Genomic DNA, 13,399 nt, shown 5'->3' on the forward strand with positions numbered 1-13,399 from the left:
GGCGGTCCCTACCGCGATAATGATTCTGGGTCCGAGATCGGAGCGGTTCGAACCATATCCTGTCCCGTCTCATTCTGCCTTTTCAAATCGTTCTTGCTACACTGTTGCGTCTGCGAAGAACGTGCCAAGGGTGTGGCACGCTATGACTAGGACTTCATTGATGTATTACGGGATGCCTGATGCTTAGCCGATTGATTCGCCTTGCCGCGATGAGTTGTCTGTTCTGCTTGCCGACGATCACGGCGGTCGCCGATGATGGCGATCTGTTTTTGAAACCTCCGGCCGTGGTGCGACCGGACAAGCCAATTCACTCCTCGGACAACCGCGCGTTCCAAGGGATTCCGAGTCTGGCGGTTGCTCCCGGTGGTCGATTGTGGGCAACCTGGTACGCTGGAGTCACGCCCGGCGAAGACCAGAATAACTACGTCGTGCTGAGCACGAGCGACGATGATGGCGAAACGTGGACCGAAGTGCTGGTGGTGGACCCTGACGAAGCCGGTCCGGTTCGAGCTTACGACCCGGAACTGTGGATGGCACCGGACGGTAAACTGCGTCTGGCATGGGCTCAGGCCATCGGGCACGAAGGCACCATTGCCGGGGTCTGGTTTCTGACCATTACGAATCCGAATGACGCCCGACCGCACTACGAAGCGCCCGAGCGGGTCACCGATGGAGTCATGATGTGCAAACCGCTGGTCTTGTCGTCGGGCGAATGGGGTCTGCCGGCTTCGACGTGGCGGAAGACCGATCACAGCGCCCGAGTGATCGTGTCCGATGACGAAGGGGCGACGTGGACATTGCGGGGCGGTTGCAACGTCCCGGAGAAAGACCGTGCCTTTGACGAACACATGTTGATCGAGCGACGCGACGGAACGCTGTGGATGTTGGCGCGGACACGGTACGGAATCGGCGAAAGTGTTTCCACTGACGGAGGACGCACATGGCCAGAATTGGCTCCTTCCAACATTGCCCACCCTAGCGCCAGGTTCTTCATCCGTCGATTGAATTCTGGCAAGCTGCTGTTGGTCAAACACGGGCCCGTCGACGAGCGGATCGGGCGATCTCACCTGACCGCGTTCCTGTCCGACGACGATGGTCAGACATGGAGCGGCGGTCTGTTGCTGGACGAACGTAATCAGGTTTCGTATCCCGATGGACAACAAGCAGCCGACGGGACCATCCGCATCATCTATGACTTCAGTCGCACGGGTGAACGCCAGATTCTGATGGCAACGTTTCGCGAAGAGGATGTCGCGGCGGGACAGATGGTCAGCGATTCGGCCAAGTTGCGCCAGATCGTCAGCGACGCATCGGGCCCGCTGGAAACGGAATGAAATTCATTTGCCCAATCGTTTGGCTGGTCGCATGCCTTGCGGCCGTCGGGTGCAACCGCCGTGAAGAATGGCCCTTCAGACCGGTCACGTTGGTCTGTCCCTGGTCGGCGGGTGGAGGTACGGATCGGGTGTCGCGGCAGTTTGCGGTGCAGCTTGAACGCGAACTCGGTGTGCCAGTGAATGTGGTCAACGCCACCGGCGGCGGGGGCGTGACGGGGCACACGCGTGGTGCCACCGCAACGGCCGACGGATACACACTGACCATGGCCACGGTGGAGCTAAACATGTTGCACTGGCGCAGCCTGTGCCCGATCACGCCCGGTAGCTTTGAGCCGTTGGCGATGATCAACCAAGATTCGGCAGCGATCTTCGTTTCCGCAGATTCTCCTTGGCATTCGCTGCGGGATCTGGAGGCCAAGCTGCGTCAATCAACTGAATCCTTGCGGGCATCGGGAACTGCGGCCGGTGGGATTTGGCACCTCGCATTGTTGGGTTGGTTGGACCGCATCGATCTACCAAGCGGATCGGTGACCTGGGTTTCGATCAACGGAGCGGCACCTTCGCTCCAGGAGATGATGGCCGGCGGTTTGGAGATCGTGTGCTGCTCCATCCCCGAAGCTCGCGGATTGATCGATGCCGGAGAGGTTCGATGCTTGGGGGTGATGAGCAAGGAACGAAGCCCGGCGGCGCCGGAGGTTGCGACCTTTGCCGAGCAGGGCATTGACTGGTCGATCGGGGCCTGGCGGGGGCTGCTGTTTCCCAAAGGTGTTCCCGAGGATCGTGTCACCAAGATGCGACAGGCGGTCTTGAACGTCGCCAACAGCAACGAGTTTCGTCAGTTCATGGCGGCGTCTGGATTCCAAGTCGCGGTCGCCGACGGGGTTCAGTTTGACGCGTTTCTGACGCAGACGGATGCGGACTTTGGTGAGATTTTGAATCAACCACAAATGAAGCAAACACATTCATCAACAATCGGCCCTTATTTTCTTCCATCGATCCTTGCGGCGCTGGGAATCGTCGTCGGTGCGTTTGGATGGGGCATCTCCAGGTCGACGCTGAACGAGGAGACGAAGTCAGTAGCGGCCGGAAATCTGGCGATCGACTCTCACACGTTGTTGCGTTTCGCTGCGGCCATTGGTCTGTTCATCGTGCTTTGTGAAACGCTCGGCTACGTGATCTCCGCAGGCGTGATGCTGCTTGCGATGTTGCTGATGTTGCGAGTCGGATTGCGCCTCGCAGTGACTGTGACCATGGTGACCATTCCGAGCTTGTATCACGTTTTCGCCGTCGTACTTGGCGTTCCCCTTCCCTGGGGCTGGTTGGGTTGGTGATATGGATCCTGCACTGTTACAAGCAGCCGGTGATGTTTTCGGCCGCGTTGATGTTTGGCTGATCGTCGTCGCCTCGGCGTGCTACGGGATCTTTGTCGGTGCCATCCCGGGATTGACGGCAACGATGGCCGTGGCTTTATTTGTCCCCGTGGCGTATTGGTTGGATCCGGTGGCCGCGATCGGTGCGATCGTGACCATGGTCGCCTGTGCGATTTTTGCGGGCGACATTCCGACGGTTCTGTTGCGAATCCCGGGCACGCCGGCGTCGGCCGCGTATGCCGATGAAGCGTATCGGTTGTCGGAAAAGGGGCTGGCGCAGCAAGTCTTGTCCGTCTCGCTGACGTGCAGCGTGATCGGCGGCATCATCGGGGCGGTCCTCTTGATGGTGCTGGGCAGCCAACTCGCAGCGGTCGCGAGCTGGTTTTCTGTCACTGAGTACTTTTGGTTGTACTTGATCGGACTCAGTTGCTGTGTGTTGGTGGTACCGGCGGGCGCTCGTTGGAAAGCGTTACTGAGTTTGATTCTTGGGATCTTGTTGTCCACGGTCGGCCTGAGCGCGGTGCATCTTGAACCGCGATTCACCTTTCATTCCGTAGCGCTGTATCAAGGGATTTCGTTCATCCCGGCGATGATCGGTCTGTTCGGGTTGTCGGAGGTGTTTGCGAATCTTTCTCAGGCCAAGCGAGGTGACAGTCGGGCGCGTGCCGTTGCACCGTCGGTATCATTCGGCACGATCATCGGGGCTTCACGGTCGGCACTGGTGACTCGGTTGGTCAAGCGCCGATCAGGGACGATCCGGTCGAGCCTGATGGGGGTCTTGATCGGGATGCTGCCTGGCGCCGGCGCCGATATCGCATCGTGGGTCACGTTCGCCGCGGCCAAACGCGGTCGTGGTTCGAACGCAGACGGGGAATCGATCGATGCGATCGGAGATGCCACGACGGCCAACAGTGCTGCCTTGGCCGGAGGCTGGATACCGACGTTGGTGTTTGGCATTCCCGGTGATTCCATCACGGCGATCGTGATCGGGGTGTTGTTGATGAAGAACGTCACACCGGGGCCGGCAATCTTCGAGAGTCAACCATCGCTGGTGTACGGCATTTACCTTGTGTTTCTGATTGCGAATCTCGTGATGTTGCCGGTCGGCTTCCTGGCGATCCGCTTGGGGCTTCGTCTGGTGCGGATTCCCAAGCAGATTCTGCTACCGATCATCGTGTTGTTTTGCGTCACCGGCTCTTATGCACTCAACGCCAGCCTGTTCGATGTCGGAATCATGTTGGCGACGGGACTGCTGGGGTTTGGATTAAATCGACGGGGGGTTCCGCTCGGCCCGGTGGTCCTGGGATTGGTGCTCGGCGGGCCACTGGAGGAACGTCTGATTCAATCGCTGACCGCGTCCGGCGGAAACCCATTGGGTTTGCTCAATCGCCCCATCGCCGTCGTGTTGGCGATCGTCACAGCCTTCATCGTCGCAAGCATCTTACGGCGATCGATTCAGGAACTGCGTCGGAGGGAGTCTGCTTGACGGTTCGTGTGACCGCCCTTGCTCGATGCCTCGCCCACGGGCGTTGACGTCGCGGTCGTGAGCAATCATTCCGCCGATGCGGGTAGCGACGACAGAAACGCTTCGATGACTCGCATCACATTCCCGCCAATAACCTGGCGGATGACGTCGTCGCGGTGACCACGTTGAACAAGGCCAACGGTGAAGAGCGGCCAATTCGTCCAGGCGAGACTTTGGTTCATCTGCGAGGTTGTTTTGAAGTCATCGTCCGGCCAAAGCATGCGGAATTCTTCGCGGCATCGCGGTTGCTTGGTCGGTTGTGTAGGTATGTCGGGCCAATCGCTTGATCAGCCGCATCGGGTCTTGTCCCTCGTCACCGGCGTTGTTGAAGACACAGGTCACGCCGGACGCGATAGGCATCGCGAAACTCTTGTTCTTGGACCGGATCGGTGACAACTCGCGATCACCTGCTATCATGGATGCGTCCCGACGCGTGCTCCCGCCGACGATTGATCGAAACCGGTTCGGTGCTTGGCGAGTTCGCCGTTTGGATCCCGCCCGCCAGAACGACGACCTGCCACCATGGGTCCCCCCTCCGATGTTTCTCATGTTACGAACAGCCAGTCGATTGTTGCTGCTGACAGCCACGCTCGCCGTTGCCACCGAGTCGATCCGCGCGGAGACGCCTGACGAGCAGCTCCGAGCAAACGCAGACGCGGCCGCCCACTCGTCAGGGAGTGCAGACGGCCGACCGACCCTCGCCGATTTGAAGACGATCGGGCGAGAGCGATCCCGGTTCAACGACTTCGCCGCCGGGAATGATCAGCCAGGCGAGAGCCCGAGGAAGACCGAAACGCGTCAAGCGAATCTGGCCCAGTTCGAATCAACGATCAAGCCACTCTTGGAACAAAACTGTCTCGATTGTCATGGCCCCGATACCGTCGAAGGCAACGTCCGAATCGACACGCTTGATCCGAATCTGTTGACCGGTGGCGATACCGATTGGTGGTCCGAAATCTTTGCGGCCATCACCAAGGGCGAAATGCCACCGCCTGACGCGGGCGAGTTCAGTGACGACGAGCGGCGGCTGCTTGTCGATTGGCTTTCCGGTGAACTGCAAACCGCTTCCATCGTGCGACGTCGCTCTGGCGGTCATTCCGCGTTTCGACGCATGACGCGGTACGAATACAACTACGCGTTGCAAGACCTATTCGGTGTTCCCTGGGACTTTGCCAGAGATCTGCCCCCGGAACCCCACTCCGAAGAAGGCTTCGAGAACAGTTCCGATGTGTTGCATTTGTCGGTCACGCACTTCGAGACCTATCACCGGATCGCCCGCAACACGCTCGATCGAGTGACGGCGACGGGCGACAAGCCGACGACGCGGTACTGGGGGATCGCGATGAAGGATGCCGCCCAGCGCGAGTGGGCCAAGCAAGACAAACAGATCAACGAGCTGAAAGAAAAATGGACAGACGATCCGGAGAAGCTCACGGTCGAACTGGAGGAGCTACAAAAAACGTTTCGTCAACCGCCGCGTGGGGCGTATTACAAAGACCTGTCCAGTGGCCGGACGGCAAAGGCCGAGTGGCGATACCACGGCGCGCGGTATGCGTTTGCGCCCTCGGAGCAGCGTGCCGCGTTTCCCGACCCAGACGACTGCGTCGCGATTCTGCCGAACGGAATGGGAACGCGGCTGATCGTCGAACTGGGCAATCAGTTGCCTGATGAAGGTACGATGCGGGTGACCGTTCGAGCGTCGCGAGTGAACACCATGGGCGATGGCTTTCCCAGCCTGCAGTTGCTGTTCGGCTGGCAAGCCAGCAACGAAGGCCGTGCGTTGCTACGAGTCAGCAGCGAAGACACACCGGTCACGGCTGGCCCGGACCAACCACAGATCATCCAGTGGGACGTGCCACTGGGTGAAATCTATCCCCGCAACTCGGTCCGGAAAACGTCGCCGATGGGCGTCACGCCTAGCCCATCGGAATACATCCGCTTGGTCAACAGCTCGGCGTCGTCGTCGGAGATCCAGATCGATTTCGTGCACGTCGCTGCACCGGTGTATGACCAGTGGCCGTCTCAGTCGCATCAACGCATCTTTACCGCGACTGAAGACTCCAGCGACGAATTGGCTGCTGCCCGAACGAGCATCGCAGCGTTCATGACCCGAGCGTGGCGGCGACCGATCAGCGACGCGGAGATCGATCGCAAGCTGGAGCTTTTCGTCGCCATGCGCCCGCAATGTGACAGCTTTGAAGAAGCCGTCGTCGAGGTCCTGGCGACCGTGCTCTCGTCGCCACAGTTCTTATACGTCTGGAACACGAGCAACGCGCAAACGAGCAACGAATCCACCGACGGGCCGCCGATCGATGCACATGCGTTGGCCAATCGATTGTCGTTGTTCCTGTGGTGCAGCATTCCCGACCAGGAATTGTTGACACTGGCGGATGCCGGGCAGCTGACCGACAGCGGTATCCTGGCATCGCAGGTCCAGCGGATGCTTGACGATCCCCGCAGCGAACGTTTCTCCAAACACTTTGTGGATCAGTGGCTGGACATGCAGTTGCTTGATTTCCTGAACTTCAAACAACATCTGCCCGGCTTCGATCCGCTATTGAAAGAAGCCATGCAGCACGAGCCGGTTGCCTTGTTCGACCAGATGCTGCAAGACAATGCGAGCGTGTTGGACTTCATCCACTGCGACTACGCCATGGTCAACGAGCGACTGGCCGGGCACTATGGCTTGTCCGGTGTTTACGGCAACCATTTCCGCCGCGTTTCGCTGGACGAAGGGTTTCGCCGTGGAGGCTTGCTGACGCAGGCCGGGTTGCTGTCGATGAATTCCGATTGGCCTGATTCCCACCCGCTCAAACGGGCGATTTGGTTGCTTGAAAGCGTCCTCGGTGATCCGCCACCCCCGCCGCCGCCCGCCGTCCCGCAGATCGATCTGGCCGATCCGGAAATCGCGAAGATGACGTTGAAAGAACGCATTGAAGACCACCGCAATCACGCCGCGTGCATGTCGTGTCACAGCAAGATTGACCCTTGGGGTATCGCATTCGAAAACTACGATGCGTTGGGCAAGTGGCGTGATGAAGTTCGAGGCAAACCGATCGACGCGTCCAGTGAGTTGTTCAATCACCAAACGCTCGAAGGCATGGATGGCTTGAAACGATTCCTGTTGCTCAACCGGCAGGATCAATTTGTCCGAGCGATGGTGTCCAAGCTGGCCACATACGCATTGGGCCGCCCTTTGGCGTTTTCCGATCGAGCGGAAATTGACGCGATCACCGCTCGCGTTCGCCGCAATGGCGATGGACTGAGAACCGCCGTCGAAGCGATCGTTCAAAGCGAGCTGTTTCGATCCATGTAAACACCGAACCCAAGCCGTTACACGTCAACGTTAGCATTCACAGGGGAAGCCGCCCATGGCATGGAACATGAATATGATTGATCGTCGTCGATTCCTGAGAGGCAGCGGGTGGGCGTTGGCATTGCCGATGTTCGGATCGATGTGGGGGCCGATGGCTCGCGGCGCGGAGGCACGCGAGAACCCGAAACGTCTCGGCTGCTTTTACTTTCCCGACGGTGTGCCGATGCCCTTGCCGGCAGACCCGGCCTACGAAGACTGGTCCTGGTTTCCCCATGGTGGCGGCAACGAGTTCACGTTCTCCAAATGCATGGAACCACTCGAGCCGCTCAAAGATGATTTGACGGTGCTGTCTGGTTTTTCGCATCCGAAGTCGCGCGACGTTCACGGTCACAACAACGCCGATCAGTTTCTGACCGCAGCGGCCACCGGCGGCGGTGACAAAGAGTACGAGAACACAATCTCATTGGACCAAGCATACGCGAAATACGTCGGGGACCAGACTCGTTTTGCGTCGTTGGTGATGTCGACCGACGGGGGAACGGGCACCGCGCGCGGAACACACACGATTTCGTTTGATCGCAACGGGCGGCCGATTCCTGCCGAGCATCGGCCCAAACAGATTTTTGATCGATTGTTCGTGAAAAACGACGCCGATTCGGCTCGCCGGTTGCTGCTCAGTCGCAGCGCGCTGGACGAAATGCTGGAGGATGCGCGACGTCTGCGACAATCACTGTCGACCACCGATCGACGCAGCCTGGATGAATACCTGGACTCGGTTCGACAAGCCGAGATCAAGGTCGAAAAGGCGAAGCGTTGGCTGGGGGCGCCGCTCCCCAGTGTCGATGGCGATCAATTGAATCTGGAACTGACCACCGAAGAGCCACGCGAGTATCTGCAGACGATGTTCGAATTGATCTTCCTGGCATTCAAGACCGACTCGACACGTGTGGCGACCTACCAGATCGGACGGGAAAACGGAGTCGGACGCAGCGATCATCTGGCGCGTGCGGTCGGATTCAATCTGGCCCATCAATTGTCGCACGAGACGAAGAATCCCGACGGCTGGAAAAACTTTGGCACCTATTGCCGTTTCCTGAACGAAGAATACGGACGGTTCATCGGCAAGCTCAAGGCGACACCCGAACCGAGCGGCAGCGGTAGCATGCTGGACAACACGCTGTTGCTGTTGGGATCGGCATCGAGTGCATTCCATTTGTCACGCAATTACCCGTTGATTTTGGCCGGCGGCAAACAGATGGGATTCAAGCACGGGCAGTATTTCAATCACGCGGGTGAAAATTTCCAAGGCGGCCCATGGTTGGGCAAGCGTGAACCGTGGCAAGACGAAGCGAAAGGGGAAGACCTGCCGCTGTCGAACCTCTACGTGACGATGCTGCAACGACTGGGCGTCCAAACCGATTCGTTCGCCGACAGCACGGGAGTGGTTGAAAGTATCTGATCCGCTGCGGGTTGTCGATTTAGTCGGGTTCTNNCCGCTCGCGCCGTTCCGCTCACACCTTCAGAGCAAAAGTAGCTGGCATTGATACAACGCCCCCCAGCGCGACGCACGGGTGTTCGTCCGGCGATCGGGTGCGACTACTGAAGCGTGACCTTGGTGGTCCGGCCCGATTGGACGAAGCGGAGTTTGTTTTCGCGGGCCAACCAGCCGACCGCGGCGGTCACCAGGTCACCCGGCGCTTCGACGCTCTTCTTGACGCTGGTCAGGGTTTGCTCACCGCGACCTTCGAGCGTCTGCCAAACCTCGCCGGCGACCAGACCGATTTCGGAATTGTCAAAGGTCCGCCGTGGGGAGGACGATTTTTTGGGAGCGCCATTGGAACTCGACTTCTTCGACGCACCATTGGTCTGCACCTTGGGTGACTCGACGTCCGGCTGCGCCACCGTCTTCGATTTCGACGTTTTGTCCGCTTTCTTTTTAGCCATCGATACGCCCCTTTTTCAGGTTGTGAGATTTCTTGGGGGAACGCGCCCAGCCCTATTTTGCAACGGTCCAATCGTTCACACAACCTCTTCGTCCGGATCGCCTTGAAATCCGGCCCCTGCGACGCGGCCGGCCCGCTTCGGATTGTCTCGATAGGGCGGCCGGGATCTCCCGTGTCGGGTTGGATAGGCGGTCAAATTTCCACAACGGGAATTCAAAAATGCTTCTCGAAAGCTGCGTTCGATTTTTATGAGCACTCAATTTCTCGTCGTTCTCGCGGTGATTTCCGCAGCAAATGGCGGTTGAAGCCGAGGATCCTCTTCTCCCACGGTCGAGATACCGACGAGCGTCGACAGTCCGCAAGCATTGCGTCAGGGCATCATCCTCAGGGCTGATCCGTGGGATGACGCAGTCATTGACAATGCCGATCGAATGCTCAGTTCCTCATTCGTACACGGTGTTCATGGCGAACTTGCTTCGCCAAAACGGTTTTCAGGCCGGGAAATTACACCTTGTCGCTTGTCGTTGCGGATTCAACGGAAGTTTCGCAAGCGAGTTGGCCCAGGAATTGGGCGTTGTCGTTTGCGCCGGCGAAGGCCGGATCGGTTACGCCCACGGATGTCTCCGCCAACGGCATCTCCAGCCCCTTGGACGCATTGCGCGTCCTCAACGAACTCGCCGTGCGCCGTCGAAGACGGCACGGGGGTAGATCCCGTTGATCCGCCCCCGGGTCGATCGCGACTTCAATCTGTTCGACGTCAGTTGTGACAGCAAAATCTCCCTCCTGGATGCCCTCCGCGGGCTCAATTTTCCGGCCCGGCAATCGCCTTAGAAGGGTGGGAATCGTCGTTCTCATGGACGCCGCGATTAGCAGCCACCCTCCCTGTTGAGGTCCTGTCAGGCAGGGTTTTCTTAAGTTGTGTCGACACCGATGTCCAGCTGGTAGGCGTGACTTGATCTCGAGGGTTACTCGGCCGATTCGATCTGGTTTCGCATGTGGTCGATGATCGCGGGCAGGTAGATGATGCCCGAGTAGTGATTGGCCAATAGCCTGATGTGATGTGACGGATCCAATTTGGCGGACGTCGCCAAGGCGTTGGCGCTGGACATCGGAACGACGGTGTCGAAGGTTCCGGAGTAGAGCCAAGTGCGGTCGGGAGCCAGCCGATGTGCGACACGCGTCGGTTCGATCTGATCGACGAGCGATCGAAGTTGTTCGCCGGTGATGCCTGCTTCTTGCAATCGCTCGCGCACCTTGGCGGCGTCTTTCGTTCCGTTTCCAATCACGTTCAACAGGTTTCCGCCGGCCAGGGTGATGAAGACGTGGTCGTAGCCATCGTCGATCGATGCTGCGGTTGCCGAAACGAATCCGCCCAAACTGGTGCCTTGCAGTGAAATGCTCGAATCATCGACGTACGGGAGGCACGCGACGGCGTCTCGGGCGCGGCGGACATCGGCGATCGCCTGCCGCATCGCGGTGAAGAAAACTGCGTCGTCGGGCTTTTTGCCGTTGTCGCGACGTTTGCCGTAGTGCGGCAGATGAATCAGAAAGGCATGGAAACCACAGTGGTGAAATCCATGGGCAAACATGCGTCCCACCGGCATCTTGCTGCCCGATTCGTGAACCACCACGACCGCTTTGGCACGTTTGGGACGCCGTTGTTCATCCCGTGCAACGTACCACTCCATCGCGACCGAGTCGTTCGGCGGATTGCCGGTGTCGATGGGGGACGGAAAACGCACCGTGACATCGCCACGGAGCTCATCGGCAGCGGTGCACTTGGTCTCGAACGCCGAGGGGTTCCAAATCAATCCGTTCAAACATGCCAGGGCGTCTTGTGATTGCTCGTTGCCGATGTTGATCGAATCGGTCGCTTGGTAGGAATTGCCGATCAGCTCTAGCGGTACGACGCTCGTTACGACGGGTGCGGATTCGTCGCCGAAGCAGATCAAGCCACAGCCGACGGCGGCGGCGAACCAGATCAATCGGAGTGGACGCATCGTGGAGGCTCGTTGGCTGGATTGGCAGAACAATGATCGACAGGAAAAAGGTGTTGGAGAAATGGCGACGGGAAAATGGGTGACAAGAAAATGACGTGTTGCGTCCGCTGTGGCGAGAGGCGGCGCGGACGGTCAGTCGTCCGAGTCGGTGGAATCCTCGCCCTCGTTTTTGTTCGTTTTCTCGCGGCCTTCTCGGTAGGCGGCGTCGAGTTCCTCGGTGGACAGGTAGTCCCTGTCCCAGTGCGTCGTGTGCCGATCCTTGACTTCTTCGGCGTGGATCTTTGATTCGTCGTGATCGGTGTCGGGTTGGGGATTGGGATCGGGGTTCATTGGATCTCCTCGGTGATTGGTGACGGACTGACGAACCGTAGCGATGGATCAACCGCTCCGTTGCGACTGGCGTGAGTGATCAGGGATGGGGCTTCACGCTGCGATTCGGATGCGTCAACTGAAAGCGTGTCGAATTCAGTTGGTCATCGTCGGATAACAAACGTTTCAGCGTCGCCTCGTAGGCTGGCTCATCGTAGGCGACCGCGGCGCGGCGAAGCAATTCGGCGAGTTTGCTGCCTTCGAGCGATGTGATTTGCTCGTGTTTCCATGCCCGTTTTGCCAACGCGTAGGGGATCAACGCGTCCAGAGCGTCTCGGATCCCGCCGCTGCCCTCGGTGCGGTGGTTCCACAAGTCGACGCCGACATGTTCACCGAGCCTGGCGAGATTGAAAAAGGCCTTGAGATTCATGACCGAATAATCCCAGGACTTCGTCCGCGCCAATTCGTGCGGTTGCATGCCGTCGGCACGGATTTGGGTATCGATGCGGCGTTTCGCGGCGGCCTGCAAGACGTCGCGGGCAAGTTCTGGCTGATTGGTGTAAATGGCAAAGCAGGCGACCTGGGTGTCGTACCATGTCGCATGATTGTTTTTCGTTCGGTCTTCGTCACGACCGTTGCGGCTGTTGCGAAGCCAATCGAGGTACTGCGCAAGCCAATTTCTCAGCCCCCGTCCGTCGCTGTCGGTCCAGGCCGGGGACTCCTCCAGCAGCCGGGCTGCATCGACGGCACGGATCAATCCGGCCGTGTCAATGATCCCGATCCCCCGCCCCTGGGTCCTGCCCGGAATGGCCTGTCCGAAGTTCAAATTCGGATTCATCGCCGTTTCCGGCCGCAGAAAGTAGGTCCGCAACACTTCGGCGGCGTGCTCGGCATAGTTCGGATTGCCTGTGTAGTACCAAGCGAGCGCCAAGGTCAGACTGTTGTTGCAGGTGTGTTTCAAACCGACGTTGTCGTATTCCATCCGTTCCGGGTTGACTTTCCCGTCGCGTCGAATGTAGGGCTTTCCATCGACCTTGTTGGGATCGGGCCACCAATACGGTCCCACGCTCATGTAATCGTGTTTGTCGCCGCTGGGCGGAAAGATGGTTTTGGACACAACCGTCCATGGCCCCTCATCAAGACACGCGTCGGCTTCGGATTGCAAGTCAACGATTGCAAGATGCAAATCAGCGGCGGCGTTTCGCCCGTTCGATCGCACATGGGCCATCCCGACACCGTCGCAGATCAAGGTCTTTGGCGGTGGGTCCGCGGTTGGTGCTTGGGCGGCGAGGGGTGCGGCAGCCAACGAGCAATACGCCGTGATACAAATCCATCTGGTGAGTGTCGCGTTCATGAGGCGGATTGATTGAATGAATGGAAGTCGCTTGTTCCTCGAAGAACCCGAAACGTGAGCACGCCAATCACAGCGTCAGAGAAATACTTGCTTTCGCAAAACCGCCGTCATCGCCGCCGCGCTTTCTACCTTTCCATTGTAACGTCAACGACGAGAAGCGTTCCAATTCGCCGACGGATGGGGGAGCTTGCGGCAGGTCACAGGCCGTCAATGGTTGGACCGCGCCGATCTGGCCCGTAGGGACGGTG

Annotated in this window: 11 protein-coding genes; 5 read left to right on the forward strand and 6 right to left on the reverse strand. The window is 58.9% G+C overall.

Going from position 1 to position 13,399, the window contains the following annotated elements; translation table 11 throughout:
- Positions 1–179: 179 nt before the first annotated feature.
- From NZK35_RS04600 to NZK35_RS04610, 3 genes are read left to right on the forward strand one after another with little or no spacing between them, the layout of a single operon-like run.
- Positions 180–1,334: a sialidase family protein gene (locus NZK35_RS04600; protein WP_259631420.1), complete on the forward strand. Its 1,155-nt coding sequence runs from the start codon at positions 180–182 to the stop codon at positions 1,332–1,334.
- Entirely contained in the window at positions 1,331–2,665 is a 1,335-nt protein-coding gene (locus tag NZK35_RS04605) for a tripartite tricarboxylate transporter substrate-binding protein (RefSeq protein ID WP_259631421.1), read from the forward strand. The genes NZK35_RS04600 and NZK35_RS04605 overlap by 4 nt, the downstream gene beginning before the upstream one ends.
- Before the next feature lies 1 nt (position 2,666).
- Positions 2,667–4,190, forward strand: a complete 1,524-nt coding sequence (locus tag NZK35_RS04610; protein WP_259631422.1) for a tripartite tricarboxylate transporter permease — start codon at positions 2,667–2,669, stop codon at positions 4,188–4,190.
- Positions 4,191–4,255: 65 nt separating this feature from the next.
- On the opposite strand, the gene NZK35_RS04615 is transcribed toward NZK35_RS04610, so the two are convergent.
- Both NZK35_RS04615 and NZK35_RS04620 read right to left on the reverse strand, forming a co-directional pair.
- Entirely contained in the window at positions 4,256–4,450 is a 195-nt protein-coding gene (locus NZK35_RS04615; RefSeq protein WP_259631423.1) for a dipeptidase, read from the reverse strand.
- Entirely contained in the window at positions 4,431–4,589 is a 159-nt protein-coding gene (locus NZK35_RS04620; protein WP_259631424.1) for a hypothetical protein, read from the reverse strand. The genes NZK35_RS04615 and NZK35_RS04620 overlap by 20 nt, the downstream gene beginning before the upstream one ends.
- Before the next feature lie 187 nt (positions 4,590–4,776).
- Here NZK35_RS04620 and NZK35_RS04625 point away from each other — a divergent pair, with 187 nt between their 5' ends.
- Positions 4,777–7,545, forward strand: coding sequence for a DUF1592 domain-containing protein (locus tag NZK35_RS04625; protein WP_259631425.1), 2,769 nt, complete (start codon positions 4,777–4,779; stop codon positions 7,543–7,545).
- Between the two features lie 55 nt (positions 7,546–7,600).
- Complete coding sequence (locus NZK35_RS04630) at positions 7,601–9,004, forward strand: DUF1552 domain-containing protein (RefSeq protein ID WP_259631426.1); 1,404 nt, start codon at positions 7,601–7,603, stop codon at positions 9,002–9,004.
- A 137-nt stretch (positions 9,005–9,141) separates the two neighbouring features.
- Here NZK35_RS04630 and NZK35_RS04635 read toward each other — a convergent pair whose 3' ends face one another.
- The 4 genes from NZK35_RS04635 to NZK35_RS04650 form a co-directional block, all read right to left on the reverse strand.
- Positions 9,142–9,489 carry a winged helix-turn-helix domain-containing protein gene (locus NZK35_RS04635; RefSeq protein WP_259631427.1) on the reverse strand — a complete coding sequence of 116 codons (348 nt, stop codon included), beginning with the start codon at positions 9,487–9,489 and terminating at the stop codon, positions 9,142–9,144.
- 964 nt (positions 9,490–10,453) lie between these two features.
- A complete protein-coding gene (locus NZK35_RS04640; protein ID WP_259631428.1) occupies positions 10,454–11,488 on the reverse strand; it encodes an alpha/beta hydrolase family protein in 1,035 nt (344 codons plus the stop codon).
- 132 nt (positions 11,489–11,620) lie between these two features.
- Positions 11,621–11,818, reverse strand: coding sequence for a hypothetical protein (locus NZK35_RS04645; RefSeq protein WP_259631429.1), 198 nt, complete (start codon positions 11,816–11,818; stop codon positions 11,621–11,623).
- Between the two features lie 79 nt (positions 11,819–11,897).
- A complete protein-coding gene (locus NZK35_RS04650; RefSeq protein ID WP_259631430.1) occupies positions 11,898–13,151 on the reverse strand; it encodes an alginate lyase family protein in 1,254 nt (417 codons plus the stop codon).
- Positions 13,152–13,399 lie beyond the last annotated feature (248 nt).

This window comes from Stieleria sedimenti (genome assembly GCF_025060895.1).
Classification (GTDB): domain Bacteria; phylum Planctomycetota; class Planctomycetia; order Pirellulales; family Pirellulaceae; genus Stieleria; species Stieleria sedimenti.